Here is a 25,785-nt window from a genome sequence, read left to right on the forward strand (position 1 = left end):
TAGTCCAGAGTTAATGCCCGTTGAGCATATCTGGGAAGATATTCGAGAAAACAACTTTTATAATCAAACATTTTCATCCCTTGAACAAGTAGAAGATGTACTTTGCCAAGGCTTACTTGAACTTTCTGCTAATAGTGAGCGCCTGCGCTCTATGACTTTCTTTCCTCACCTTCAATTACTACCTCTGATCGCAACTTAGTATGACAGCCCGCTTAGGCAATTGGACTGACGCGGATGGAACAGGAGTAGCTTTTGATTCTTCTACAGGCTACAAGCTCCCTAATGGCGCAAATCGCTCTCCCGATGCTTCCTGGATTAGTCGAGAGCGATTAACAGCTTTGAACCCCGATCCCGCCAGATTTATGCCGATGGCTCCCGATTTTGCTGTAGAGTTGCGCTCTGCAACAGATGGCTTACGAGCAACACAACAAAAAATGCAAGAATATCTTGATTGTGGCGTGCGTTTAGGTTGGCTGCTCGATCCCTAAAATCAGCAAGTAGAAATTTATCGCTTAGGGCAAAATGTAGAGGTATTAAAGTCGCCTTCTAGTTTGTCAGGTGAGGATGTATTACCGGGATTTGTACTAGATTTAACAGGAATTTTGGATTAAACCAATAATTACATTTAAACTTGTCAAGCAACGAACCACCCCAGCATTTACACCTCCTCTCAAGTTTTGAGATGGGGTGGAGTGACTTGAACTTGATTTACGAGATCGAACCTGGTGGCGAGACACCAGAAATTTATTTCCGCAAGCACTCTATAGAATTAATGCGATCGCCTAATTGGTTATTGTGGCTATTATGCAGTGACGCTTACGGTCCTTCGATAAGTAGAGCTATTGGTTTTTTCGCAACTTGGTTTGTCTATATACTAGGCTCAACTGCTTGCGTTTACTATGCTTTTCAGAGTTTATGGTAGATATTTTTGTACTACGCTCCAACCCGTCAGCGATACCCAAACTAACCCAGCAAGTAGAGTAATATTTGTGCCAATGTGAACGCTCCGCGCCCAGGGTTTGACATGAACTAGGGTTGCACTTGCGCCGGACAGTAGAACTAGCGCCACAACTACTAACCCCGCTACATAGTGGGACGAATGACCCAAAGAGCCAAAATGTCCTAAAGTACCGACAATTCCAATCGCAAGTAGCAGTAAAACTAAACCAACTAAACTAGCACCGAGTATGTAGTGCAAGAATTTTAGCCAACTCGGCGCAGCTATTGATTTGGTTCTATTCCCAAACATCCAAACCCCTGTCACCGCTAGTAGCAAATAAGCGAGGACAGAAAAACCCATTGACCAAGCGGCTATTTTCCACAACCAAATAAACGAAGGTAAATTCAACCCTAGTAACCCAATTAAAACTTAAGCGTGGTGTATTCTACTGCTACCTTACCGCGCTTTTCAGTTTTATAAATTATCGTTCCTTAAAAACCAGTTTTTAAATTTAACAGATGGGTCGCTAACTTTAGCAACCCGCAAACAATTGATTAAAGTTTCTTATTTTGGCAATTTTTAAGAAATGGCGGCAGTCAAATTTTCCTGCTTGGCATGAGCAAAAACCTCATTTGCTACTTCTGCGGCTTGTGCGTCTAATTGCCCCATAAAAGCACTGCTACTTTCTTCGTCCATTACCAAGCGATCGCACGGAATATTATCTGACAAAATTGAACTTGCCATCATGCCTGTATGAATCTCTAACACTGCTTGAGATGGGGCTTCAAATACCAGTCTTTGTCCGGGAAAAACTACCCGCTCAAAATACCAATTTCCTGTATTAGAGCTACGAGCTATTTGAATTTTACTCGTTGCATTTACATAGCAGCAGACAATACGATTGGATTCATTCGATGGTATGGGATCGATTATTTGAGCCATAACTGCTAATGAGCTTATACGCCGCTTCCTAAAACTACCCTTCAAAGCTAACACTAGCGATCCCCGCCTACTGTAACCTCTACTACCAACTGTCCATTATTCAACAAGCTATATCTTAGGGTAGAGAGACAGAATATAAATATTATATTAAGCTTCCGCCAACTTATCGATAGGTAATTGACGAACTATAAAATCGATGTTAAGTGGCAAAGAAAAAATTTATTTTTCCGTAAACTCTTAGAGAAATTTCCACCAAATCATCTCTCGGCTGAGTAAAGTAGGTGTTATCGTAAAGTTATATGAATAAGCTTCATAAAACCTGTAAGTAAGTGGCGCTCTTTCATTTTCTTACAGCAGCAAAACGATAAATTGAATCTGGAAACCAGCAAAGGCAAAGCAATCTGGTTAAAAAAGAGTGTATTGCTGGCTAAAAATGGAACCTAGGACTAGATAGAAGTTAAAAAACCACAATGGAAAATCGCATTCTCTACGTTCGCCTTCCGTGCAATCCTATTTTTCCGATTGGGGTTGTCTATCTAGCCGATGGCGTACACAAGCAATTTCCTGAAGTCCAGCAGCGTATTTTTGACTTGGGTGTTATACCGCCCTTAGATTTTAATCCGGCTCTAGATGAGTGTGTAGATGAGTTTCAGCCTACTTTATTAGTGTTTTCTTGGCGAGATATTCAAATCTACGCGCCAGTAGGGGGGCGAGGCGGCAACCCCTTACAAAATGCCTTTGAATTTTACTATGCCAGCAATCCCTGGATTAAATTACGGGGAGCCTTTGGCGGCATGAGATTAGCAGCTTCTTACTATACAGAATTGTGGCGCAATCAAGGATTAATCTCAAGAGGACTAAAACGCGCTCAAAAGTATCACAGTCAAGCTCGTGCGGTAGTTGGTGGCGGAGCAGTCAGCGTATTTTACGAGCAGTTGAGTAACAAACTACCCAAGGGAACGATTGTATCGGTAGGGGAAGGGGAAACATTGCTAGAAAAGCTCCTTAAAGGCAAAGACCTGCAAGGGGAAAGGTGCTATGTAGTAGGGCAAGAAAAACCGCGCGATCGCCTCATTCACGAACAACCAACCCCAATAGAGAAAACTGCCTGCAATTACGACTACATAGAAAGCATTTGGACAGAATTTCAATACTACCTGCAATCGTCGGACTTTTATATCGGCGTACAAACAAAGCGCGGCTGTCCCCACAATTGTTGTTATTGCGTCTACACGGTAGAAGAAGAAAAACAAGTCCGCACCACCCCCGCCGATGAAGTTGTAGCCGAAATGCGGCAGTTATACGATCGCGGTATTCGCAATTTTTGGTTCACAGACGCGCAATTTATTCCCGCTCGACGTTTTATAGACGATGCGGTGGAATTGCTGCAAAAAATTGTAGACTCTGGCATGAACGACATTCACTGGGCAGCTTATATTCGCGCTGACAACCTCACTCCCCAGTTGTGCGACTTGATGGTACAAACCGGGATGAACTACTTTGAAATCGGCATTACTAGCGGTTCTCAAGAGTTAGTTCGTAAAATGCGCATGGGCTACAATCTGCGTACAGTTTTAGAAAACTGCCGCGATCTCAAAGCCGCAGGTTTCAACGATGTAGTATCCGTCAACTACTCTTTCAACGTGATTGACGAACGAATAGAAACTATCCGCCAAACGATCTCCTACCACCGAGAATTAGAAAAAATCTTTGGTGCTGATAAAGTAGAGCCAGCAATATTCTTCATTGGGCTGCAACCCCACACCCATTTAGAAGACTACGCGCTCAAAAAAGGTGTTCTCAAGCCAGACTACGATCCGATGAGTTTAATGCCTTGGACAGCCAAAAAACTCCTCTGGAATCCCGAACCATTAGGCTCATTTTTTGGCGAGATTTGCTTGCAAGCGTGGAGACAAAACCCCAATGATTTCGGGCGTGAAGTTATGAATATACTAGAAGCTAAACTAGGCAAATCCGAGCTAGAAGAAGCTCTCAGCGCTCCAATAGCTAATAATGAGAAACAATTAGTCACAGCATCCTAGTTTTCTCCTTTTCGTGTGTTTTCGACGGTTCGTTTAATAAAATCCCAATATGTTACAAGGTTCAATTTTACAAAAGTTAGCAGCAGCCCACGCTGAAAAAAGACCCCTAAACTTTGGGGTTTACTACAAAAACACCCTAGTTGCCCTCTGCCACGCCTTAGAAGACTGCATTCTAAGCTGTAGCTCTCCTCCTTTGGTAATTGCCGCCTTTCAAAGAGGTAAATGGTATCTCCAAGAGGCAGATAGGTATAACGATTTAGCCAAGAAGTCAAAACAAGTAGCCATAATGGCGGCTCCCGATGGGGGATTTACCGAACATCCGACAAGCCAGCTACCGAATGTAGACATATTGGGACTAGAACCAACCGATCCCGTAGCGCAAGAATGGCACTTAATGATTTTGGGTTCTAGCTATACAGCAATGGTAGTATGTCAAGAATTATCCGAAGCTGACTATGGCACAGCCGGAATCCCATCTACAGATTTAGAACGGAAATTTTACGGGTTTTGGACCTTTGAACCAGCGTTAGTTCAAGAAACAATCGAAATTGCGATCGCACATATTCAACCTTACAACCCAGAACTTGCCCAAAAACTAACAAATCAAGTCAAAGACATAGTTGCCGCCGCGCCAAATACCGAACCCGACGACTTAGGCGCAATTGTCTCTCGCGTTGTTGATTATTTGCATACCAGCGAATTAGATGGCAATCCAGAAACGCATCTAAAAGCTCTAGATAACAACTTAGTTTCTAACGAACTTCAGGCATTTTTGCGATTAGCGCAACTAATAGATACAGCCGATACCACTAACCAAATGGCAGCCACCGAAGTAGCAGCTTTAGCCGAAACTATAGGGCAAATGCTCGATTTGCCAGCTTGGCAGCTAAAACGCTTGCGTCTTGCCGGATTACTCCACAGAGTAGCACCTTGTACGGTGACGGTTGAGTACGGAGAAGCGCCTAGTTGTCCTCTAATGCCCGCAGCGCAGATCTTGCGGACAATGCCACGGATGAGTGCGATCGCTCAAATTATCACCCACCAAAACGAACTGTGGAACGGCGAAGGACAACCAGGTGGCTATGCAGGCGAGGAAATTCCTTTAGAATCGAGAATTTTAGGTTTAGTTACAGCCTTTCAAAAGCGCGTAACTAGCTTGCAAGCATCGCACCATAGCGGCGATTCGGTATTAATGCAAGTGTTAGCAGAGTTTAGAGCGCAGCAAGGGGAACATTGGGAGCCAAAGCTTGTAGATACTCTAGAGTTGCTGGTAATGGGACTGCAACAAGGAATGAATTTACCCGTTGCTTTACCTAAAATCAGTGCAGGAATGTGGTTAATTGATGCTCAAGGTACGAATGTGCCAAATGTTAACGATAAGAGAGTGATAAGTAGTGGATATTGAAGCCATCCGTAAAGGGAAAATTGTTCATCTACCAGGAGCTAATTTAGAGGACGAAGATTTCTCTAATTTGGATCTGACGGGGATAAATCTAGCTGGGGCAAATTTAGTTGGGGTCAATTTTTCTGGCTCAAAACTAGAAAGAGCGCGTTTAGACGGAGCAAATTTACTTGGAAGTCAGCTTTTAGGTGCGGACTTGAGAGCAAATTTGTTAGGCGCAAATCTGATGCAAGCCGACTTAAGTGGAGCAGATTTGCGCGGTAGCAACTTAAGAGGCGCGAATCTTATGGGTGCGAAATTATCGCAAGCATCTTTTGCAGGGGCTTTTTTAAGTGGTGCTAATTTAATGAGCGTCAACTTGCAGGGTGTAGACTTGCGGGGTGCGGATTTGCGCGGAGTTAACCTCAGTGGAGCCAACTTACATGGAGCAAATCTAAGTTTTGCCGATTTGCAAGGAGCGCTACTCCAAGAAGCCAATTTAGAAGAAGCCGATTTACGCAATGCCAATTTATCTGGGGCAAATTTGACTGGAGCTAATTTATTGTGTGCGGAGTTGGAAGGAACTAATTTAGCTGGAGTCAATTTTACAGGGGCTTGTTTGGTGGGTACAGTAGCAAAGTAGACAATAGTTAGATGGATTCCCTAAATAATAACTATCAAAAAATCATTGAAAAAGTTATTAGTGACTATGCCGACTTTTTAGGAGATGACGACGGCGTACAGATAGAGCTAGTTTTCGATCGAACGCGCGATAGCGCAAGCGCGCACCCAGGGCTTCACTATCTCCTAGTTGAAACTTGCCGGGAAAATGGGCGCAGAATCTACGGGACACTGTTACACCTCGACATCATCAACGGCAAAATCTGGATTCAACTATTTGGCGGTACAGAAGAAGGAATCGCTAACGAACTTGTTGCGCTTGGCGTTCCTAAAGAGCGCATTGTTTTAGGATTCAAATCGTTGCAGCGTCGGCAAATCACAGAATTTGCAGCCTCATGAGCGAAGTCCTATTTGACACAAGAAGCTTGAGAAATTAATCTTTGCGTCACTTACTCATTACCCAAGCCATCACACTTAATATTCCTATCCCCACCAATCCAGCTAAGGGATTTTGATTAACGCCTGTAACCCAGTCGGGAACTTGCCCAGAATACTTAATCAATTGACCAACATTAATAATGTAATAGCCCCAAATTAAGCCGCCATGAATGCCAATCGATAAGCCTAGGCGGTTTTTACAACGGCGTTTTGCCCAAACTAGCGTTAATCCCAATAACAATAAACCGGGAAATTGCGGCGCTGTTCGGAGCATTTCTGACAGTGGCTTAATAAAGTGCAAAGCAGCAAATAGTAAAGCATTTACCCAAATTGCTACTTTTGCGTAATCGCGCTGCAATTCATCGAGTAACCAGCCACGAAATAATAATTCTTCCGCAAAACCCGTGGCGATCGCAACTACTAACCCCTCAACAACTATTTTTGCTTGTACCCCTTGCTGCCACTGTAGCCAACCTAACAATCCTTCTAAACTAAATAAGCCTAAGACCGTTACTAAGCCAATTCCTAGCCCAATTATTAGCTCTTTACCATTAGCTCTAGTACCTACTAACCCGTAGTAACACAGGATTTGGGGTTGGCGATAAACGTACTTTCCCCAAAACTTGAGTAGAAAAATAAATTCTACATACAATAGCACCATTGTCACGATGCTTACCAAATTGTGATCGCTCACATAAGCGTAGATAGGAGCCGCAAAAGGCAACCATAATAGGAGCAAACCTAGTACAAATATACCCAACCTTAGTGGGGCTGGGTAAGAAGCGATCGCAGAGAGGTTAATTTGCTTCAACCTTATTCGTCTGGCTCAATTGTGCTTTGTAAACCGTGATTGTTCATAGTTTCACTGTAAAACTCCGCGTGTTCTTGAGCGCAAGTAATTACCAAAGCAATGCCATTACTATGAGCCTCCATCATAATACTGACCGCTTGGGGTTGAGTGATGCTATTTACTGTCTGCATTAAGACTTGCACCACGAATTCCATGCTATTAAAGTCGTCGTTATGCAATAAAACGCGATACCGAGGTGCTATTTTACGAACAGTTGAACTCTTGGTAATTGTTTCAACAGACACAGGTCTCTACTCTTTTGTTACTTAATTACAACTAAATAGTTATTAAGCCTAGGCTTAACACTCATTCACTTATTTTATAGCGTATCGATGGGAAAGAGCGATCGCTTCTTCGGGCAAGTTAGGGTAGAAAAATTTAGAATAAAGCAGTGACAGGTGTGTCACTGTTAGGAAAATTTAAAGATGAACTCTAAAACTAATTTTCAACCGCTACAAATTGTTTGTTTAGAACATCTTGCTATTTGTTTGTATGCCGAAGTTATCCAAGTTGTAGAATCGCGTCAAGTTTGCTGGGTGCGTCCTTTGCTTTTGGTAGAATCTGCCACAGATAGCGTGCCATCAGTTTTAGACTTGCGCTCAACCGTCGATTTACTTTGGTCTTTGGATTCCTTTCGCCCTGCCCTAGACACAGAAATTCTACCCTTTTTAGCCACTATCTTTACCTCTGCATCACTACAATCAAGCGCTCATGCCCGCCAACAACTAAACGAGTTTGTACAGCAGCTTTGGCAGGCACAAAAGAACTGATTTAGGCGTAACGAATACCCGCATCTTCCATCCGCTTAATCGCTTCGTGCATCCGCTCGTCAGGTACGGTAAGCGCAATGCGAAAAAAGCCTTCTCCTGATTCGCCGTAGCCGTTACCAGGGGGGACAATAATTCCGCACTTGTCTAATAACAAGGTGACAAAATCCGTTGAAGTATAACTTTGAGGTACTTTTGCCCACACGTACAAGGTAGCTTTTGGCGCTTCAATATCCCAGCCCAAACTCTGCAATCCTTGGACAATAATATCTCGCCGCTTTTGGTAAACCGACATCACCTCTTGCAATTCGGCTTCTGTGGTAGAGTAAGCTGCGATCGCGGCTTTTTGAACTGCCTTAAATACCCCCGAATCTACGTTGGTTTTTACTTGTCCTAAACCTTTGATCCCGTGACTAGAACCCACTACAAACCCAACTCGCCAGCCTGTCATATTGTAGGATTTGGACAAGCTATGAAACTCAATTGCTATATCCTTCGCTCCAGGTACTTGTAAGACGCTAGGCGGCTTGTAGCCATCGTATGCCATCTCTGAGTAAGCATGATCATGGCATAGCAAGATGTCGTATTTTTTGCAATAAGCTACCAACTGCTCAAAAAATTCTAGCGTCGCCAATCCCCCGGTGGGGTTATTGGGGTAATTGATCCACAACAACTTAGCTTTATGGGCTATTTCTTCAGGAATTGCTGCTAAATTTGGCAAAAAATTAGTTTCTGGTAATAATGGCATCCGATGAAAATCGCCGCCAGCAAAAATTGTCGAAGTGCGATATACCGGATAGCCAGGATCGGGAATTAATGTATAGTCTCCAGGTTCTACAAAAGCCAAAAATGTGTTGTGTATGGCTTCTTTAGAACCAATAGAAGAAACAACTTCTGTAAGTGGGTTTAATCCCTCAACCCCAAACCGCCGTTCCATCCATTTTACTACCGCTTCTCGAAACTCTTTTGTTCCTTGGTAGGGAGGATAGTTGTGAGTGCTGGAGTCATCAATCGCCTCGTGCATTGCCTGAACAATAGGACGTGGTGTAGGTTTATCTGGATCTCCTACTCCCATATTGATAATATCGACTCCTTTGGCAACCATTTCGTCACGCTTGCGGTCAATTTCAGCAAATAGATAGGGAGGTATTTTTTCTAAGCGTTTGGCAAACTGCATGGCGAATTAGCAACAAATTACTATAAAAAACTACGAGCTTTTGGGTGCAAATAAGTGTCAACTCAAACTTATTGTGTCTCGCTAAAGGCTGACGGGTCATAGCTGATGGCTACTAACCAGTGGAAGCACCATACCACAATTTCTGCCTTGCTAGAAAATCTAATTGTGCGAAGTTTAGGGTCTGCTTTTTTTATTTGCTCAGTAGAGACCAAAAAAAATATTTATAGATCTATCCCTGGACAGACTTAAACTTTCTTGATATCTTGTATATTATGTCAATAGCTTAACAAAATTGTTTAGTGTCCTTAGTAAACCCAACAACAGAAGTGAGTAGTTAAGCTTGATTACATAATATAAGTGGGGATTGTTTTTGCTATTAGCTACCTTCAAATTTAACTATTAACATCGATGACAAAAACAAATCAAAGTCTCTATGAAATTAAGTTGAAAGGGTTAAAATCTAGCAAAAATAGTAGGTCAATAACAACTGAAACAATTGTCACCTAGTTTTGGAACTTTATTTGCGATACTAATAATCTCAATTGCTGATGAATGAGAGTTAGAAAAAACGAACAGATCGACATTTATGATTGATGTTTGTTTATTTAGGATGTATTGCTTGTAACCAAGCACTGAAGGCAAACTTACATCTCAAGATAGATTTCACCCAAGAGATTGAAACATCTAAGCCTGTTACAACTAAAGTTTAGAGAGATCTTACTCATCCTCAGACATATTCAAAGAGTTTTGTATAATCCTACACTTTTAAGTTTTGTAACTTTAGGTATAGTGTAGTAGTAAGCTGAGAACAAAAACTACTCAGCCGACTGGTCGATACGAACGCCGATCGCTTTTGTTGAAATAGAAATCATCTCATCAAGTAATAGTCCTTTAAAACAAAAAACAATGTCAACCACAATTGCTTATCCAGAAATTACAGTAATATGTCCTCAAGGAGCGGTTAATGCTTCAAATGCAGAAGATTTTCAGCAAGAAATGGTAGAAGCAGTAGCACAGAATAAAAAGTCTAATGTTTTAGTAAACCTAGAACAAGTAGAGTCATTGGATAGCGCAGGATTGATGGCATTGGTTTCAAGCTTGAGACTCGCTCAGTCTCTAGGTTCGCATTTTAGCTTGTGTAGTGTTTCGCCATCTATTCGGATTATTTTTGAACTGACCCAGCTAGACCGAGTATTTGAAATATTTGAAAGTCCTACCGCCTTTGAAAAAGTAGTCGCACTTCGATAAACTCAGTGACCACCTAAATTAACTAATGCTAAGGTAAAGCTAAATAGCTGAAATTAGCCAAAGTGGTTGCAGTTAAAGAATTATTAACCGATGGGATTCTTAAACCTGCTCGTTATTTAGGTAACGAGTTAGGGTCAGTTCACAAAGATTGGGATACAGCCGCAGTACGTTGGGTATTGACGTACCCAGAAGTGTACGAAGTTGGCGCATCCAACTTGGGTCACATTATCTTGTACAGCATCATAAATGCCCAACCGAGACAATTGTGCGATCGCGCTTATTTACCCGCTCCAGATCTATCCGCAAAGTTACGCGCAACTCACACACCTTTATTTGCGGTAGAGTCCAAGGCATTTTTAACAGAGTTTGATATTTTAGGCTTTAGTTTGAGCTACGAATTAGGAGCAACCAACATTTTAGAAATGTTGGATCTAGCAAACATTCCTCTAACGTCGCAAGAAAGGCAGCAAGGCACTTATCCGCTAATATTTGCTGGCGGACAAACAGCAACCTCGAACCCCGAACCTTACGCTGATTTTTTTGATTTTATCGCTTTGGGTGATGGGGAAGAATTATTACCAGAAATTGGATTGGTTTTAGAGCAAGGCAAATTAGCTAAGTTAAGTAGAGCCGAATTACTCCTAGAACTAGCACAAGTACCAGGCGTATACGTGCCTCAGTTTTATGAAATGGCAGAAGATGGCTCAGTGCATCCCCTGCGCCCAGACGTGCCAATAAGAATTTTACGGCGTGTAGCGACTCCCATGCCCGCTTATTCTATTGGTTTAGTACCTTATGTCGAGACAGTACACGATCGCCTAACAGTAGAAATTCGGCGTGGCTGTACTCGTGGTTGTCGTTTCTGCCAGCCTGGAATGCTCACTCGCCCCGCCCGCGATGTAGAACCGGAGCAAGTGGTAGAAGCCATTGAGGAAGGAATGCGGGCGACGGGATACAATGAATTTTCCTTGCTGTCGCTAAGTTGTTCTGATTATTTAGCTTTACCCGCCGTGGGGGTAGAGATTAAAAATCGCCTCAAAGACGAAAATATCTCCCTTTCTTTACCTAGTCAAAGAGTAGATAGGTTTGATGAAAATATTGCCCACATTTTAGGCGGTGCAAGAAAAGGCGGACTTACTTTTGCGCCGGAGGCTGGAACTCAAAGGCTGCGAGATGTTGTAAATAAAGGTTTAACTAACGAAGAATTGCTGCGGGGAGTAAAAACTGCTGTAGAGCAAGGTTGGGACAAAATTAAGCTATATTTTATGATCGGTTTGCCTGGAGAAACCGATGAGGATGTACTAGGCATTGCGGAGACAGTCAGGTGGTTGCAGCGCGAATGTCGGAATATTGAAAGAAAAGAAACCAATGACGATAAATCGTCGTCTCAGCGTCGCTCCGGTGGCGGCAGAAAGGCTTTAAGTATTAATCTCACAATCTCTAACTTTACTCCCAAGCCTCATACTCCGTTTCAATGGCATTGCGTTACGGATGCCGAATTTGAACGCAAAAAATGGTTATTAAGGCAAGAATTTCGCTCCATGAGAAATTTGAAGGCAAATTTTACGGATGTGCGGATATCGGCGATGGAGGATTTTGTCGGTAGAGGCGATCGCCGACTTGCGCCTGTTATTTGTCGCGCTTGGGAATTAGGCGCGGGAATGGATGCTTGGTTTGAGAGCGTAGACAAAGCTTTTGGAGCCTGGGAAAGTGCGATCGCTGAATCTGGACTAGGCTGGAAATACCGCCAAAAAGAAGAAGACGCATCTACCACCCAAACTAATCTAGATCGGCGCTTACCTTGGGAACATATCAATACGGGCATTGATAAAGAGTGGCTAAAAGCAGACTTGGCAAAAGCTTTATCTGCGGCTACCGTACCGGATTGCTCTTTTGATGAATGCTCTCATTGCGGCGTTTGTAGTGTAGATTTTGGTCACAATATAGTTACTGGCGCACTACCTATTCCCGAATTTGCGGGGGATTTTGTGCCGAATACTGATAGGTTGCAACGGGTGCGCCTATGGTTTGGCAAGTTGGGGGATATAGCTTTAATTAGCCACTTAGATTTGTTGCGCTTATTTGATCGCGTGTTGCGACGAGCGGCGTTACCAATCTCTTTTAGTGGTGGCTTTCACCCCAGCCCCCGGATGGCGATCGCGATGGCGTTACCTTTGGGAGTGACTAGCAGTGGCGAAATTATCGATTTTGAATTAACCCAAACTGTGGACTTGGAAGATTTTAAACAAAAAATCAGTCAGCAGTTGCCCGCCAATTTACCAATTTACAAAATAAGTGATGTCGATCTAAAAGCACCATCCGCCGCTAAGTTATTAGAAAAAGCCGAGTATTTGCTGACCGTTGCAACTACAAATAGTTCTATAAGTCAATGGCAGCAATGGATTGAAGCAATTAAAGCCACTGATACTATTTGGTGGGAGCATACAACCAAGTCTGGGAAAACTCAGACTATTAATTTACGGGAGCGCTTAGAGGATTTAGCTATAGTTTCCACAACGCCAGAAGTTGTTTTACGCTATACAGGGGTTTGTCAAAATGACGGGACTCAATTGCGACCAGAGCAAGTAATATTTATGCTGGAGCAAGTAACCGTTGATACAGAATTTGCTTTACTGCACATCCACCGCGATCGCTTAATCATGCAAGATTAGAGAAACTGTTTGTTCTAAAATAATCCCCTCGCTTAGTCTTTCTTAATTGATTTTTGGCAAGCTTAGGCTAAAATTGTATCAATAGCAATTTTTAGCGCTCAATTGTCTGCTGTAGCTCGTCCTAGTAATCGAGGCGGAAGCGAAAATAATTGCAGAACAGTTCCGACGGCTCTTTTGCATAGAAGTCAAGGCGAACTGAGAATTCTCTATTATTTGTTGCTCTTGAGTAGCTCGGCGACTGACATTAAGCGCGATTGACTTTTACAAATGTCTTGTTTGATTGTACTCCTGAATTTATCAGTCAGGATACTGCATAAAGATTAATTACAGATGCTCAATGCTTGTTGTTTACTATGGTAGGCAACTATTGTGCAATAAGCCCGGACTTCAAGGGTAATTAGCACTGATGTGCTAATTGCCTTTGAACTAACCCTCTAGTTAAGTTCCAATTGCAATTATCAGCAGCACCAATTCAGGCTTGTGAAAGCGAGAAAACAATCCTCAAAGCCTTGAAGTCACTGCTAAATTTGAGGAAATTGAATGCCAAAACAAATTATTATCGCCGAGCAGCATCATATAGCTGCGGTTTTTAGCGAAGATCAAATTCAAGAACTTGTAGTCGCTACTGGTCATCACCAAATTAGTGATGTTTACTTGGGCGTAGTAGAAAATGTGTTACCTGGGATAGATGCGGCTTTTGTTAATATTGGTGATTCGGAGCGGAATGGTTTTATTCACGTAACCGATTTAGGACCTTTGCGGCTTAAGCGCACGTCCGGAGCAATAACTGAGCTACTAGCTCCCCAGCAAAAAGTATTAGTCCAAGTAATGAAGGAGCCAACAGGTAATAAAGGACCTAGGCTTACGGGGAATATTACCCTCCCTGGTCGCTATGTCGTGTTAATGCCTTTCAATCGCGGTGTAAACCTTTCTCGGAGAATTAGAACAGAAAACGAACGCAATCGCTTGAGAGCTTTAGCAATTTTGATTAAACCATCGGGAATGGGAATGCTGGTGCGTACCGAAGCCGAAGGCAAGCCCGAAGAAGCGATTATCGAAGACTTGGAAATGCTGCAAAAGCAATGGGAAGCAATCCAACTTGAAGCGCAATCGACACGAGCGCCCGCCTTGCTCAAACGCGATGATGATTTTATTCAGCGCGTGTTGCGAGATATGTATGGCGCAGATGTCAACCGCATTGTAGTTGATTCCAACTTAGGGCTAAAAAGAGTCAAGCAGTCCTTAGTAAATTGGAGCGGCGGTCAAGTTCCCCAAGGAGTGCTAATCGACCATCACCGCGATCGCACATCGATTCTAGAGTACTTCCGCATCAATGCCGCAATTAGAGAAGCGTTAAAACCACGAGTAGACCTGCCTTCGGGGGGCTATGTCATTATCGAGCCAACGGAGGCGCTGACGGTTGTTGATGTCAATTCTGGCTCCTTTACGCGCTCGGCAACCGCTAGAGAAACCGTACTATGGACAAACTGCGAAGCGGCGACAGAAATCGCTAGACAACTGCGGATGCGGAATATAGCGGGGGTAATTATTGTTGATTTTATCGACATGGACTCCCAAAAAGACCAACTCCAAGTATTAGAACACTTCAATAAAGCCCTCAAAGCTGATAAAGCTAGACCGCAAATTGCCCAGCTATCAGAATTAGGTTTGGTCGAACTTACCCGCAAGCGCCAAGGACAAAACATTTACGAATTGTTTGGTAGCACTTGCCCAACTTGTGGCGGATTAGGACATATAGAACACTTGCCTGGAGACGGAGACAATCGGGAGCGGGAAATAGTCACAACCCCCACTAGAGAAAGAATAGCCTTAGCCGAAATCCCAGAGCGATCGCCCACGATTATTCCTACTAGAGAATTTCGCACGCCGACCCCCCGGCTTCCAGAACCGCGAGAAACATACACAGATACCGCCGAAGCGTTTAACTCCAATACCGACGATCGCAACTCAGTTGTCAGTATTAGCGATCGTTCTAACTACCAAGAACTAGACGATGACAACAACCGTCGGACTCACCGCCGCCGCAATAGTCGCATTGAAGTTGAAGAAGCCGACGAAGCGCAAGCTAAGGGCTTGAGCTTGGTTAATGAGTTAGAACCAGAAATAGACCAGCTTCAGGAAGAATTTGAGAGCGACCGAGAAGCAGTATCTAGTACAAGTAAAGTTAGTTGGATTGAAAGAGCCGAGCGAACTAAACCTGCAAAACCAGAGCCAATCAAGCCTATAGTCACGCCGCCAGAAATTGTGACGGTAGAAATGACCCCAGAGCAACAAGATGTGTATGCACTGATGGGAATATCGCCATTAGTGTTACTAAATCGCCAAGTCAAAAACCCCAAAAGTGCGATTGTCAACGTCACTTTGCCCGGACAAGCGACAAAATCTAGTATTGAAACTTCAGAAGTGACAGACACAGTAGAGCCATCACTTGATGGCGATCGCGTAGAGCAGTTAACGCTACTTGTGAATGACTTACCAGAAACGCCAGGCTTGGAACTGTTGCCACCTACAACCATTCCCCCAGAAATTGCCCCAACCATCACTACTGAAGATTCTATTGACCAGATTGCCAATGGAGACGGAAGTAGCATGGTAGAGGAAACTGTCAGCAACCTTTCTGCTCCAGAACCCGTAGCTGAGGAACCACCACGTCGCCGCCGTCGTCGTTCTTCAGCTACAGAATAGCTAAGCGCAAATAGCTGTTACCTAATCCCTAACAGCTATTGCCATAAATCTATGAAACGAGCATATATAGGTTTAGAATTTGACAGGGCGATCGGTAGTAGCTTAGTGGTTTCTGGCGTAGATGAAGTAGGTAGAGGTGCTTTGTTTGGTCCCGTAGTCGCCGCCGCCGTAATCTTGCCAAGCTCTGCTTTATCGGAACTTGTAGAGGCGAAAGTTAGAGACAGCAAACAGTTGTCTGCTTACCGTCGAGAAGAATTAGCCAAAAAAATTTGGGCGATCGCTTTGGCTTGGGAGGTTGGTTTTGCGTCTGTTGCCGAAATCGACCAAATTAATATTTTACAAGCATCGCTATTAGCTATGAAGCGCGCGGTACTCAAGCTCAAAATAAAGCCGCAACTGTGCTTGGTTGATGGCAATCAGCCTATTAAAGACCTAGGTTATCCTCAACAAACCTTAGTTAAAGGAGATGAAAAATCTATAATTATTGCCTCAGCTAGTATTGTGGCGAAAGTCTGGCGGGATGACTTGATAACTCGCCTCGCTCTCAAGTACCCCATGTACGATTTAGTGGCAAATAAGGGTTACGGTACTGCTCGCCACCTGCAAGCGCTCAAAGAATACGGAGCATCGTCTTTACATCGAATGTCTTTTCGTCCCTGTCAGGTAGAGGTAGCGGCATTTGGCGGCAAAAGCGGTGTTTGAGGCGTTGAACCATTTACTGATTCAGTTTGGGCATTTACCCAATTTCGATAATCAGCCAAAAGTTGATGTAACAAGCGCTGCTTAATTGTCAATAGCACACTCTTAAGTAAGCCATTACCCGTTGCTTCTAGTAATGACGCGGGCATCATTGATAAAGGCATAGGTAACTCCACCTCTACCTTTAAATCTGCCTTACCTTTTAACCGAGTTTCTCCGTTTGTTTGCTCCGGCGACAAGTACCCTTGCAAATCTAAGTCAAAACGCTGATTGATATACTCAACTCCTCTAATCTCGCAAGCTACAGACTTTACATGAATCGTTCCGTTTGCTGTTGCCCAAACTTTGAGGTCTACAGTAGGCTGAATACTTAGCATCATAAAAGAAAGCGGACGCATTTTGAGCCTATAGAGATCTTCTCCCAAGGCTTCAATCCGGCTAGGATCGACAAGAGTAGAGACTAAGCGTTGAGGCTGACGCAAATAATGATGAATTGCTACAGGCTGCTCTGGAACCACAATTTCTACAGACTGAGAGGAAGTGAACCGAGTAGTCATAAAGTATGTATACAGACTTGTTAACTTATTTTAGGATTTTTTAAGAAATTAATGCCGATTGCTGAAAATAATTATTTATTTATTAACAAGTGTAAAAAATTATTTTGATAATATTCATCTGTCGCAAGGTCTAGGCAGGAGTGGGGAAGGATAAAAATAATGGCTCAAGCTAGTTATTTGTAGAAATATTTTGGATCAAAGGATTTATAACTGGGTTATTTGCTTAATAGGTTTGGGAATTGCGATCGCAATTAATCTTGCCCAAGTTTCTCCCATCCAAGCACCCCCAAAAGTAACAGAATTACGCGGTGTATGGCTAACCAATGTGGCTAGTGCAGTTTTATACACTCCTTGGGGCATTGATCGCGCTTTGCATCAACTAGCACAACTAAAATTCAATACCGTTTATCCTGTAGTTTGGAATCGGGGTACTACTTTTTATCCAAGCAAAGTAGCTAAAAAAGTGACTGGGCGCGATCGCAATTTATCATTGCAAATTTTCTCAAGCTCAACCAAGATGTTTTAGCGCAAATAGTCAAAAAAGGACATCGCCAAGGCTTACGAGTTATACCTTGGTTTGAATATGGTTTTATGGCTCCGGCTAATTCCGAGATTGCTAAACGTCATCCTGATTGGCTGACGGTACGGCGTAACTCTAGCAAAATATCTGTAGAAGGCGTAAATCAACCAACGGTTACTAATCCGAAATTAGAGAAAGTGGTAGTAGATCCTACACTCACCAAAGGAGTGTAGCTTAACCCTTTCCATCCTGAAGTCCAGCAATTTATGCTGAATTTGATTGTAGAAGTTGTAACCAAATATGATGTAGATGGGATTCAATTTGACGATCATTTTGGTTTACCTAGTGATTTTGGGTACGATCACTATACAATCGCCCAGTACAAGAAAGAACACCAAGGTAAAAATCCCCCAAACGATCCGCTAGACGCGCAATGGCTGCGTTGGCGGGCAGACAAGCTCACAAGTTTCATGCAGCGAGTTTATCAAGCGGTGAAAGCGATTAAACCAAACTGCTTAGTAACTTTGTCTCCCAACCCCCAAGATTATGCTTATAGAGCGACTTTGCAAGACTGGCAAACTTGGGTGAATCGGGGCTTAGTAGAAGAATTGATTTGTCAAATCTACCGCAACGATCAAAAAACTTTTTTATCTGAACTGCAACAACCCGCCTTGCAAGCTGCTCGGCAAAAAATTCCTGTAGGTATCGGGATAATCACTGGCTCGGTAAGCAATCCGGTAGCGATTAAACAAATTCGGGAACAAGTTCAATTGGTACGCGATCGCGGTTATAGTGGAGTATCCTTTTTTTACTGGGAAAGTTTGTGGGGTTATATAACTCCCGAATCTCCCCAGGAACGCCGCAATGGGTTTACTTCTCTTTTTTCTGCTCCAAAACCTGAAGGGAAGAAGTTGTAAAAACGTCCTTACAACTGATAATTATGTTTGTTAAATATATTAAAACTGACTGCGGTTTTTGGTTGCAGTGGATATTAGTTACCTTGGCTGGTTTTTTGGTTAGTTTGTGCTTGATTGAAATTGATGTCAGACCTCATATTAAAGCTACAGAAGGGGCGATTGGAGGGGCGATAATCGGTTTAGCCCAAGGACTGATTTTAGAACAGCGCAGCAAAAACATTGCTCCTTGGTGGGCATTGATGAGTACGGTTAGTTGGTGTCTAATTGGCGCTAGCAATTTCGGTGCAATCGGTTGGATGGCTCCCCGGACTATACACTTGGAACCGAGAATAATTTTTGGATTATTGAATGGCTTACAAATCGGAGCATTGCTCGGAATTGGACAATGGCTAGTTCTGCGACAAAAATGCAAAAAAGCTGGTGTATGGATACCAATAGTTGCGACTTCCTGGGCAGTTGGTTTAGTTCTAGGCTGGGGTGTAGGTGGGGTTTTGCGCCAAGCTACACGACTATTTTTAAGTGAATTAGTGGGGTTAGCAGTGGCTTGGGTAGTAAGTTCGGCGATCGCTGGCTTTGGCTTAGTCTGGTTAGATAAGTTATATGGATTAGAACCAAAAACTCTACCAAACAAGGCAATATATTAGTTCAGAGTCAAAGAGTGTTAGCTCACTATATTTTATGTCTATATCTATTGGTCACTTGGGTCCTTCTGGCACTTATTCCGAACAAGCGGCGGTTGCCTATGCCAGTAATTTTTTGCCCCAAAATCAAGAAGAAGCTATTTTATGTCCTTATCCAAGTATTGCCAAAACTTTAAAAGCGATCGCCACAGGGCAAGTAGATTTAGCTGTTGTCCCAGTCGAAAACTCCATTGAGGGTAGCGTTGCTATTACTCTCGATATGTTGTGGCAGCTAGATAACTTAAGAATTAGCCTTGCTTTAGTCTTACCAATTACTCACGCCTTATTATCAAACGCTCCATCAATTAATAAGCTCGAAATTGTCTACTCCCATCCCCAAGCTTTAGCTCAATGTCAAGGATGGTTGGAGCAGCATTTACCTAATGTTAAAGCGATCGCGATTAATTCTACTACCGAAGCTCTAGAAAAACTTAACCAGGAACTAAATGCTGGCACAATTTCTTCTCCTCGTGCTGCCCAACTTTACAACGTGCCAATTCTAGCTAGTTCTATCAACGATTATCCCGATAACTGCACGCGCTTTTGGGTGCTAAGTTCCTCTGTACAACCCGTCACAGGCAGCCATACCAGCCTAGCGTTTAGCACCAAAGCAAATGTTCCGGGAGCGCTAATTAAGCCTTTACAAGTATTTGCTCAAAGAGATATCAACCTCAGCCGCGTCGAATCTCGCCCCAGTAAGCGATCGCTCGGCGACTATCTTTTCTTCATAGATTTTGAAGGCGATACTACTTCCCCCGCCGTGCAAGCGGCAATTTGCGAACTCACCGATTACACTGACACCTTCAAAATCTTTGGTAGTTACGATGTATTAACGCTCTAATTAAACGTGTCTTTCAACACGGTACGGGCAGCTAGATGGTTTCGGGTAGAAGTGAGTATTTCTACTTCCCGTTGTAAACGAACACCTGTATCTTGGGTTTCGAGTAAGGCTTGCTGCTCTGATGCCACACCATAAAGATTGCTTGCTACCCAGTAAGATAGCTCTGTAGGCAAGTCGGGGATATTTTCGGGCAACTCGATGTTTTGGTCAGTTAGTTTGGCTGAAAGCCTCACCACGTCTTGCAGGAGTTGTTCTACTTCTGTAGCCAAAGGTCGGAGGTCTTGTTCTGGTGGGTGATCTTCCATCCATTCAACTAAACCGACTTTGTAAGGCTTCTCGCGCACGTATTCCAAGACGCGAAACCGTTGCTGCCCTAAAGTAAACATTTTCATCCGATCGTCTGGCAAGCGCTCGTACTGCACGATTTCCGCACAGCAGCCTATATTAGACACTTGTCCGCGTACCGGATCGAATAGCAAAACTCCAAAACGGCGATCGCTTTCCAAGATCGTATTCATCATGATCCGGTAGCGAAACTCGAATATGTGTAGGGGTAAGGGTCTACCAGGAAAAAGCACTACTTCTGGTAGAGGAAATAAGGGAAGTTCGCGCACCGCAATTTTTGAAGGGGATGTCATCGGATATCGATAAAAACCGTAATGCTTCTACTGTAACGAATTTCTTTATAGACGTTCCAAATAAATTTGCCTTTTAGAACTACTAAAAGGCAAATTTTAAATTCTATAGCTTCACTTCAATATCAACACCTGATGGTAAATCTAGTTTCATCAGGGCATCAATGGTTTTAGCAGAGGGTTGATAGATGTCGATAATTCGGCGGTGGGTACGGGTTTCAAAGTGTTCCCGCGAATCTTTATCTACGTGGGGCGATCGCAGTAAGCAATAAATCCGGCGCTTTGTCGGCAAAGGTATTGGTCCGACGGCGGTGGCGTTGGTGCGATTTGCCGTGTCAACAATTTTTTCACAGGAAGTATCGAGCAAGCGACGGTCAAAAGCTTTTAAACGGATGCGAATTTTTTGCTGCTGAATGGTTGCCATTTTTTTAGTTTTCTAGGTTCAATTTTTATGAGTCAGTTAAAAAAGCAGAAAAGCTTTGTACTCTACAAGTACTGCTTTCCTGCTGCAAATAATTAGTAACTTATGGTTACTTCAAGATTTTCGATACGACACCAGCGCCGATGGTTCGACCGCCTTCGCGGATTGCAAAGCGCATTCCTTGCTCAATGGCGATCGCGTTGATGAGTTCTACAGTCATTTTGATGCGATCTCCAGGCATGACCATTTCTGCCTCGCTACCATCATCGGAAGTAAAGGCGCGGATTGTGCCAGTTACATCAGTTGTCCGCACGTAAAACTGCGGGCGGTAGCCGGGGAAAAATGGAGTCTTGCGACCGCCTTCTTTTTCCTTGAGAACGTATACTTCACCTTCAAACTGAGTATGAGGTGTAATCGAGCCGGGTTTGGCAATTACCATCCCGCGCTCAATATCTTCTTTCTCAAGCCCGCGTAATAGTACGCCAGCGTTGTCTCCAGCCATTCCTTCATCGAGGCTCTTTTTGAACATCTCGATTCCGGTAACGGTGGTTGTCCGGGTGTTTCTAATCCCGACAAGTTCCACAGAGTCGCCAACTTTAACTTTTCCGCGCTCGATTCTGCCTGTCGCCACCGTACCGCGACCTTTGATCGAGAATACGTCTTCTACAGCCATCAAGAAAGGCTTATCAATATCTCTTTCTGGAGTAGGAATGTAGGCATCTACCGCTTCCATAAGTTCGTAGATTTTGTCTACCCACTTATCTTCTCCCCGTGGCATTTTGGGGTTTTCGGTCATTTTTTCTAGCGCTAATAATCCCGATCCTTTGACAATGGGGATATCGTCACCAGGGAAATCGTAGTCACTGAGAAGTTCTCTAACTTCTAGTTCTACAAGTTCCATTAATTCGTCGTCGTCCACCATGTCTTCTTTGTTCAAGAACACAACTAGGTTAGGAACGCCTACCTGCTTTGCTAACAAAATATGTTCGCGGGTTTGGGGCATAGGACCATCGGCAGCAGATACTACCAAAATGCCACCATCCATCTGCGCCGCACCAGTGATCATGTTTTTTACATAGTCAGCGTGTCCGGGACAATCTACGTGAGCGTAGTGCCGACCTTCAGTTTCATATTCAACGTGAGCGGTGTTAATCGTGATGCCACGCGCTTTTTCTTCAGGAGCGGCATCGATATCCGCATATTTGCGACCTTGAGCTTGTCCTAGGGCAGCCAATGTCATTGTAATTGCGGCTGTTAAGGTAGTTTTGCCGTGGTCTACGTGACCGATCGTACCGATATTAACGTGGGGTTTATTCCTTTCAAATTTTGCGCGTGCCATTGAATTTAGTTTTGAGTGTTGAACTTTGAGTTTAGAACAGTTTTGAGAATGGATTAAGTTTTACGTTTTAACAATTTAATTCTAATTTAAAACGTAAAACTTAAAATCCCTAACTTTTTTAAGCGTTTCCTTTGCTCTTAGCAATAATTGCTTCGGCTACGTTACGAGGTACTTCTTCGTAGTGGCTAAACTCCATTGAGAAGATCCCTCGACCTTGGGTTTTGGAGCGGATATCGGTAGCATAACCGAACATATCAACCAAAGGAACTTTCGCAGTTACTTTCGCTAGATTTTGTTCCGATCCCATGCCTTCGATTTGACCGCGACGGGAGTTGAGATCGCCCATTACATCCCCTAGGAAGTTTTCTGGCGCTTCTACTTCAACTTTCATCATTGGTTCTAGCAGTATAGGCGAAGCTTTCATTACCGCTTCTTTAATTGCCATCGAGCCAGCAATTTTGAACGCCATTTCCGAGGAGTCTACATCGTGATAGGAACCATCTATCAAGGTGGCGCGTATATCTACCACGGGATAGCCTGCAAGTATTCCCGATTCGCAAGTTTCCTTCATTCCTTGTTCCGCAGGTCCGATGTACTCTTTGGGTACAACACCACCAACGATTTTGGATACAAATTCAAACCCTGTTCCTGGTTCTCCGGGGGTAACTTCAATCACGACGTGACCGTACTGTCCTTTACCGCCACTTTGACGAATAAACTTACCCTCAGCCTTTACGGGCTTGCGGATAGTTTCTCGGTAAGCTACTTGAGGCGCACCAACGTTTGCTTCTACCTTAAATTCTCGTAGCATCCGATCTACGAGAATTTCCAAGTGTAATTCGCCCATTCCGGCGATTACGGTTTGGTTGGTTTCGTGGTCAACGCTGACTCTAAACGTTGGGTCTTCTTCCGAGAGCGATTGCAGCGCCTTCGATAGCTTATCCATATCCTGCTTTGTCTTTGGTTCTACAGCTACCGAGATTACAGGTTCAGGAATAAATAGCGATTCAAGAATTACAGGGTCGCTTTCGGTACAAATTGTGTCGCCCGTAAAGGTGTCTTGTAGACCGAGCGTTGCTCCCAAGTCACCAGCACGTAATTCATCTACGTCTATGCGATCGTCGGCTTTCATCAGCACCAGACGGGATACTCTTTCCTTTTTATCTTTAGTTGCGTTGTAAACGTAACTACCTTTTTTCAGTACGCCAGAGTAGACGCGGATAAACGTCAAACGACCGTAACGGTCTGACATGATTTTGAATGCCAAAGCTGACAATGGTTCGTTGTCGTCGGCGTGGCGTTCGACAGTTTGACCATTGGGAAGTAACCCTTGAATTGGCGGTACTTCTAGAGGTGAAGGTAAGTAATCTACAACTCCATCTAGCAGTAGTTGTACGCCTTTATTTTTAAATGCCGAACCACAGAGGACGGGGACAATTGTTCCGGCAATTGTGCCTTTACGCAAGGCTACACGAATTTCTGCTTCTGTTAGGTCAATGCCTTCAAAGTATTTTTCGACTAATACTTCATCGGTTTCGGCGGCGGCTTCAACTAGCTTGGCGCGAAACTCTTGGGCTTGCTCTTGCATATCAGCAGGAATTTCTGTTTCCTCAATGTCCGTACCTTGGTCGTTGTTGTAGATGTAGGCTTTCATCTTCACCAGGTCAATAATGCCGCGCAATTCGCTTTCATTACCAATGGGCAATTGAATAGCTACAGCATTTGCTCTCAAGCGATCGCGAATCTGTTCGTAAACTTTATAAAAGTTTGCGCCCATCCGATCCATCTTGTTGATAAAAGCAATCCTCGGTACTTTGTAGCGGTCTGCCTGTCTCCATACGGTTTCAGACTGAGGCTGTACGCCGCCCACGGAACAAAATACGGCGATTACCCCATCCAACACGCGCATGGAACGTTCTACTTCAATTGTGAAGTCTACGTGACCGGGTGTATCGATAATATTGACTGCGTAATCCTTCCAACTGGTAGAAATAGCCGCCGCAGTAATGGTAATTCCTCTTTCCCGCTCTTGCTCCATCCAGTCGGTTGTTGCTGTTCCTTCATGTACTTCACCAATTTTGTGAACGATACCTGAATAAAACAAAATGCGCTCGGTTGTAGTTGTCTTGCCCGCATCAATGTGAGCCGCAATCCCGATATTGCGTACTTTTTCCAGTGGGACTGTACGTGCCACAGTTAGCTGCCTCCTTAAATTTTTAGCCGCATTTATCTATATGCTACTGTCTGTTAAGATTCTATACTTTTACGGAAAACCGTCCGCAAAGCTTAGTATCGATAATGAGCAAATGCTTTATTCGCATCTGCCATCCGGTGGGTTTCTTCTCTTTTACGAATTGCGTTCCCCGTTTCGTTCGCCGCATCCATAAGTTCGTTGGCTAGACGGCTTGCCATAGTCCGTCCTGGGCGCTGTCTGGAAAACTGGATCAGCCAGCGCATGGCTAGAGTTATTCCTCTTTCTGTCCGCACTTCCATGGGTACTTGGTAGGTTGCGCCACCAACACGGCGGGCTTTGACTTCGACAAGAGGTGTGGCATTCCGCACGGCTCTTTCAAAGGTTTCTAATGGATCGCTTCCGGTACGTTCTTCGATGGTTTTCATGGCATCATAGACAATTCCGGCAGCAATGGATTTTTTGCCACTCCGCATTCCCCGCCGCATCATCATGCTGATCAGACGGCTGTTGTACACAGAGTCGGGAGGAACGGGACGTTTTTGAATTACTGTACGACGAGACATAACTTAGCCTGTAAAGGTTTTTCTATTGACTGAAGGAGATACAAGGGCGATCGCATTTTTTACCGATAAACGGTCAGCACATCAACCACAATCTTTGTGTAGAGCGCTGTTTAAAACGACTTTAATTGTTACTTATAAAGCTTTTTACTGACTGCGCCTCAATTTAGTTTTTGAGATGCAACTTTAAAAACGGTAGTAAGGCTGAGACTGAACTCGTTGCCTTACTTACTGCATTTAATTTCAAAGTTTAAGAAGCAGCTGGTTTTGGACGCTTTGTACCATACTTGGAGCGACCTTGACGACGGTCTTTGACTCCGGCAGTGTCTAAGGTCCCGCGAATAATATGGTATCTTACTCCTGGTAAGTCTTTGACCCGACCACCGCGAATCATCACGACTGAGTGTTCTTGCAAGTTGTGACCGATACCGGGAATATAAGCTGTAACTTCAAAGCCGGAAGTTAGACGTACTCTAGCTACTTTCCGTAGCGCTGAATTGGGCTTTTTCGGTGTAGTTGTGTAGACTCTGGTGCAAACACCTCGACGCTGGGGGCATTGCTTCAAAGCTGGTGACTTTGTTTTCTTTACGGCTACTTGGCGTTCTGTACGAATTAATTGCTGTATAGTTGGCATGAGT

General features: G+C 43.7%; 25 protein-coding genes and 3 pseudogenes. 16 read left to right on the forward strand and 12 right to left on the reverse strand.

Going from position 1 to position 25,785, the window contains the following annotated elements:
• The 3 genes and pseudogenes from AC2VE5_RS10150 to AC2VE5_RS10160 form a co-directional block, all read left to right on the forward strand.
• Positions 1–199, forward strand: a pseudogene (locus AC2VE5_RS10150) (hypothetical protein); the annotation flags it as partial.
• Between the two features lies 1 nt (position 200).
• Positions 201–611, forward strand: a pseudogene (locus tag AC2VE5_RS10155) (Uma2 family endonuclease); the annotation flags it as partial.
• Between the two features lie 20 nt (positions 612–631).
• Positions 632–922, forward strand: a complete 291-nt coding sequence (locus AC2VE5_RS10160) for a hypothetical protein (protein ID WP_486887636.1) — start codon at positions 632–634, stop codon at positions 920–922.
• Here AC2VE5_RS10160 and AC2VE5_RS10165 read toward each other — a convergent pair.
• Together AC2VE5_RS10165 and AC2VE5_RS10170 are read right to left on the reverse strand one after the other, a co-directional pair.
• Positions 914–1,348 carry a DUF4079 domain-containing protein gene (locus AC2VE5_RS10165; protein WP_486887637.1) on the reverse strand — a complete coding sequence of 145 codons (435 nt, stop codon included), beginning with the start codon at positions 1,346–1,348 and terminating at the stop codon, positions 914–916. The two genes, AC2VE5_RS10160 and AC2VE5_RS10165, sit on opposite strands and share 9 nt — an antisense overlap.
• 171 nt (positions 1,349–1,519) lie before the next feature.
• On the reverse strand, positions 1,520–1,882 hold the full coding sequence (locus AC2VE5_RS10170) for a DUF1830 domain-containing protein (protein ID WP_486887638.1): 363 nt from the start codon (positions 1,880–1,882) through the stop codon (positions 1,520–1,522).
• Between the two features lie 470 nt (positions 1,883–2,352).
• Here AC2VE5_RS10170 and AC2VE5_RS10175 point away from each other — a divergent pair, with 470 nt between their 5' ends.
• The 4 genes from AC2VE5_RS10175 to AC2VE5_RS10190 are packed head-to-tail and all read left to right on the forward strand — an operon-like array spanning position 2,353 to position 6,325.
• Positions 2,353–3,924 (forward strand): photosystem II high light acclimation radical SAM protein, encoded by a 1,572-nt coding sequence (locus tag AC2VE5_RS10175; protein ID WP_486887639.1) that lies wholly within the window; start codon positions 2,353–2,355, stop codon positions 3,922–3,924.
• A gap of 49 nt (positions 3,925–3,973) precedes the next feature.
• A complete protein-coding gene (locus AC2VE5_RS10180; protein ID WP_486887640.1) occupies positions 3,974–5,329 on the forward strand; it encodes a DICT sensory domain-containing protein in 1,356 nt (451 codons plus the stop codon).
• Positions 5,319–5,948, forward strand: coding sequence for a pentapeptide repeat-containing protein (locus AC2VE5_RS10185; protein ID WP_486887641.1), 630 nt, complete (start codon positions 5,319–5,321; stop codon positions 5,946–5,948). Before AC2VE5_RS10180 ends, AC2VE5_RS10185 begins: the two co-directional genes overlap by 11 nt.
• Before the next feature lie 11 nt (positions 5,949–5,959).
• Positions 5,960–6,325 (forward strand): element excision factor XisI family protein, encoded by a 366-nt coding sequence (locus AC2VE5_RS10190; RefSeq protein WP_486887642.1) that lies wholly within the window; start codon positions 5,960–5,962, stop codon positions 6,323–6,325.
• A gap of 46 nt (positions 6,326–6,371) precedes the next feature.
• On the opposite strand, the gene AC2VE5_RS10195 is transcribed toward AC2VE5_RS10190, so the two are convergent.
• Together AC2VE5_RS10195 and clpS are read right to left on the reverse strand one after the other, a co-directional pair.
• The gene (locus AC2VE5_RS10195; protein ID WP_486887643.1) at positions 6,372–7,175 is read right to left on the reverse strand and encodes a CPBP family intramembrane glutamic endopeptidase; all 804 of its coding nucleotides are present in this window, start codon (positions 7,173–7,175) and stop codon (positions 6,372–6,374) included.
• Between the two features lie 2 nt (positions 7,176–7,177).
• Positions 7,178–7,459 carry an ATP-dependent Clp protease adapter ClpS gene (gene clpS / locus AC2VE5_RS10200; RefSeq protein WP_486887644.1) on the reverse strand — a complete coding sequence of 94 codons (282 nt, stop codon included), beginning with the start codon at positions 7,457–7,459 and terminating at the stop codon, positions 7,178–7,180.
• A 180-nt stretch (positions 7,460–7,639) separates the two neighbouring features.
• Here clpS and AC2VE5_RS10205 point away from each other — a divergent pair, with 180 nt between their 5' ends.
• On the forward strand, positions 7,640–7,984 hold the full coding sequence (locus AC2VE5_RS10205; protein ID WP_486887645.1) for a hypothetical protein: 345 nt from the start codon (positions 7,640–7,642) through the stop codon (positions 7,982–7,984).
• 1 nt (position 7,985) lies between these two features.
• Here AC2VE5_RS10205 and AC2VE5_RS10210 read toward each other — a convergent pair whose 3' ends face one another.
• Complete coding sequence (locus AC2VE5_RS10210; RefSeq protein ID WP_486887646.1) at positions 7,986–9,158, reverse strand: LL-diaminopimelate aminotransferase; 1,173 nt, start codon at positions 9,156–9,158, stop codon at positions 7,986–7,988.
• 906 nt (positions 9,159–10,064) lie between these two features.
• On the opposite strand from AC2VE5_RS10210, the gene AC2VE5_RS10215 reads away from it, so the two are divergent.
• From AC2VE5_RS10215 to AC2VE5_RS10230, 4 genes are all read left to right on the forward strand, one after another.
• Positions 10,065–10,406, forward strand: coding sequence for an STAS domain-containing protein (locus AC2VE5_RS10215; protein WP_486887647.1), 342 nt, complete (start codon positions 10,065–10,067; stop codon positions 10,404–10,406).
• A gap of 62 nt (positions 10,407–10,468) precedes the next feature.
• Entirely contained in the window at positions 10,469–13,078 is a 2,610-nt protein-coding gene (locus tag AC2VE5_RS10220) for a TIGR03960 family B12-binding radical SAM protein (protein ID WP_486887648.1), read from the forward strand.
• Positions 13,079–13,618: 540 nt separating this feature from the next.
• Positions 13,619–15,784: a ribonuclease E gene (rne, locus tag AC2VE5_RS10225; protein WP_486887649.1), complete on the forward strand. Its 2,166-nt coding sequence runs from the start codon at positions 13,619–13,621 to the stop codon at positions 15,782–15,784.
• A 51-nt stretch (positions 15,785–15,835) separates the two neighbouring features.
• Complete coding sequence (locus AC2VE5_RS10230; RefSeq protein ID WP_486887650.1) at positions 15,836–16,486, forward strand: ribonuclease HII; 651 nt, start codon at positions 15,836–15,838, stop codon at positions 16,484–16,486.
• On the opposite strand, the gene AC2VE5_RS10235 is transcribed toward AC2VE5_RS10230, so the two are convergent.
• Entirely contained in the window at positions 16,444–17,040 is a 597-nt protein-coding gene (locus AC2VE5_RS10235) for a DUF1997 domain-containing protein (protein WP_486887651.1), read from the reverse strand. The genes AC2VE5_RS10230 and AC2VE5_RS10235 overlap by 43 nt on opposite strands.
• A gap of 190 nt (positions 17,041–17,230) precedes the next feature.
• Here AC2VE5_RS10235 and AC2VE5_RS10240 point away from each other — a divergent pair, with 190 nt between their 5' ends.
• From AC2VE5_RS10240 to pheA, 4 genes and pseudogenes are all read left to right on the forward strand, one after another.
• A complete protein-coding gene (locus AC2VE5_RS10240; protein ID WP_486887652.1) occupies positions 17,231–17,566 on the forward strand; it encodes a family 10 glycosylhydrolase in 336 nt (111 codons plus the stop codon).
• Positions 17,567–17,571: 5 nt separating this feature from the next.
• Positions 17,572–18,477: pseudogene (locus tag AC2VE5_RS10245) on the forward strand (glycoside hydrolase family 10-like protein).
• A gap of 23 nt (positions 18,478–18,500) precedes the next feature.
• The gene (locus tag AC2VE5_RS10250) at positions 18,501–19,121 is read left to right on the forward strand and encodes a hypothetical protein (protein ID WP_486887653.1); all 621 of its coding nucleotides are present in this window, start codon (positions 18,501–18,503) and stop codon (positions 19,119–19,121) included.
• Positions 19,122–19,155: 34 nt separating this feature from the next.
• Positions 19,156–19,998, forward strand: coding sequence for a prephenate dehydratase (gene pheA / locus AC2VE5_RS10255; protein ID WP_486887654.1), 843 nt, complete (start codon positions 19,156–19,158; stop codon positions 19,996–19,998).
• Here pheA and AC2VE5_RS10260 read toward each other — a convergent pair.
• The 6 genes from AC2VE5_RS10260 to rpsL form a co-directional block, all read right to left on the reverse strand.
• The gene (locus tag AC2VE5_RS10260; RefSeq protein WP_486887655.1) at positions 19,995–20,636 is read right to left on the reverse strand and encodes an LON peptidase substrate-binding domain-containing protein; all 642 of its coding nucleotides are present in this window, start codon (positions 20,634–20,636) and stop codon (positions 19,995–19,997) included. The two genes, pheA and AC2VE5_RS10260, sit on opposite strands and share 4 nt — an antisense overlap.
• A gap of 103 nt (positions 20,637–20,739) precedes the next feature.
• Positions 20,740–21,057 (reverse strand): 30S ribosomal protein S10, encoded by a 318-nt coding sequence (rpsJ, locus tag AC2VE5_RS10265; protein WP_486887656.1) that lies wholly within the window; start codon positions 21,055–21,057, stop codon positions 20,740–20,742.
• A gap of 106 nt (positions 21,058–21,163) precedes the next feature.
• Positions 21,164–22,393: an elongation factor Tu gene (tuf, locus tag AC2VE5_RS10270; protein WP_486887657.1), complete on the reverse strand. Its 1,230-nt coding sequence runs from the start codon at positions 22,391–22,393 to the stop codon at positions 21,164–21,166.
• 118 nt (positions 22,394–22,511) lie between these two features.
• The gene (gene fusA, locus AC2VE5_RS10275) at positions 22,512–24,587 is read right to left on the reverse strand and encodes an elongation factor G (RefSeq protein ID WP_486887658.1); all 2,076 of its coding nucleotides are present in this window, start codon (positions 24,585–24,587) and stop codon (positions 22,512–22,514) included.
• 92 nt (positions 24,588–24,679) lie between these two features.
• Positions 24,680–25,150 (reverse strand): 30S ribosomal protein S7, encoded by a 471-nt coding sequence (gene rpsG / locus AC2VE5_RS10280; protein WP_486887659.1) that lies wholly within the window; start codon positions 25,148–25,150, stop codon positions 24,680–24,682.
• A 247-nt stretch (positions 25,151–25,397) separates the two neighbouring features.
• Positions 25,398–25,781: a 30S ribosomal protein S12 gene (gene rpsL / locus AC2VE5_RS10285; protein ID WP_486887660.1), complete on the reverse strand. Its 384-nt coding sequence runs from the start codon at positions 25,779–25,781 to the stop codon at positions 25,398–25,400.
• Positions 25,782–25,785: the final 4 nt, after the last annotated feature.

Source organism: Aliterella sp. E5.1 (assembly GCF_057473825.1).

What these genes read in the sequence shown, in the direction of transcription:
- AC2VE5_RS10170 (WP_486887638.1), bottom strand. Translation starts at nt 1,882, where the DNA reads ATGGCTCAAATAATCGATCCCATACCATCGAATGAATCCAATCGTATT.
- AC2VE5_RS10175 (WP_486887639.1), top strand. Translation starts at nt 2,353, where the DNA reads ATGGAAAATCGCATTCTCTACGTTCGCCTTCCGTGCAATCCTATTTTT.
- AC2VE5_RS10180 (WP_486887640.1), top strand. Translation starts at nt 3,974, where the DNA reads ATGTTACAAGGTTCAATTTTACAAAAGTTAGCAGCAGCCCACGCTGAA.
- AC2VE5_RS10190 (WP_486887642.1), top strand. Translation starts at nt 5,960, where the DNA reads ATGGATTCCCTAAATAATAACTATCAAAAAATCATTGAAAAAGTTATT.
- AC2VE5_RS10205 (WP_486887645.1), top strand. Translation starts at nt 7,640, where the DNA reads ATGAACTCTAAAACTAATTTTCAACCGCTACAAATTGTTTGTTTAGAA.
- AC2VE5_RS10210 (WP_486887646.1), bottom strand. Translation starts at nt 9,158, where the DNA reads ATGCAGTTTGCCAAACGCTTAGAAAAAATACCTCCCTATCTATTTGCT.
- AC2VE5_RS10215 (WP_486887647.1), top strand. Translation starts at nt 10,065, where the DNA reads ATGTCAACCACAATTGCTTATCCAGAAATTACAGTAATATGTCCTCAA.
- rne (WP_486887649.1), top strand. Translation starts at nt 13,619, where the DNA reads ATGCCAAAACAAATTATTATCGCCGAGCAGCATCATATAGCTGCGGTT.
- AC2VE5_RS10230 (WP_486887650.1), top strand. Translation starts at nt 15,836, where the DNA reads ATGAAACGAGCATATATAGGTTTAGAATTTGACAGGGCGATCGGTAGT.
- AC2VE5_RS10235 (WP_486887651.1), bottom strand. Translation starts at nt 17,040, where the DNA reads ATGACTACTCGGTTCACTTCCTCTCAGTCTGTAGAAATTGTGGTTCCA.
- AC2VE5_RS10250 (WP_486887653.1), top strand. Translation starts at nt 18,501, where the DNA reads ATGTTTGTTAAATATATTAAAACTGACTGCGGTTTTTGGTTGCAGTGG.
- pheA (WP_486887654.1), top strand. Translation starts at nt 19,156, where the DNA reads ATGTCTATATCTATTGGTCACTTGGGTCCTTCTGGCACTTATTCCGAA.
- AC2VE5_RS10260 (WP_486887655.1), bottom strand. Translation starts at nt 20,636, where the DNA reads ATGACATCCCCTTCAAAAATTGCGGTGCGCGAACTTCCCTTATTTCCT.
- rpsJ (WP_486887656.1), bottom strand. Translation starts at nt 21,057, where the DNA reads ATGGCAACCATTCAGCAGCAAAAAATTCGCATCCGTTTAAAAGCTTTT.
- tuf (WP_486887657.1), bottom strand. Translation starts at nt 22,393, where the DNA reads ATGGCACGCGCAAAATTTGAAAGGAATAAACCCCACGTTAATATCGGT.
- rpsG (WP_486887659.1), bottom strand. Translation starts at nt 25,150, where the DNA reads ATGTCTCGTCGTACAGTAATTCAAAAACGTCCCGTTCCTCCCGACTCT.
- rpsL (WP_486887660.1), bottom strand. Translation starts at nt 25,781, where the DNA reads ATGCCAACTATACAGCAATTAATTCGTACAGAACGCCAAGTAGCCGTA.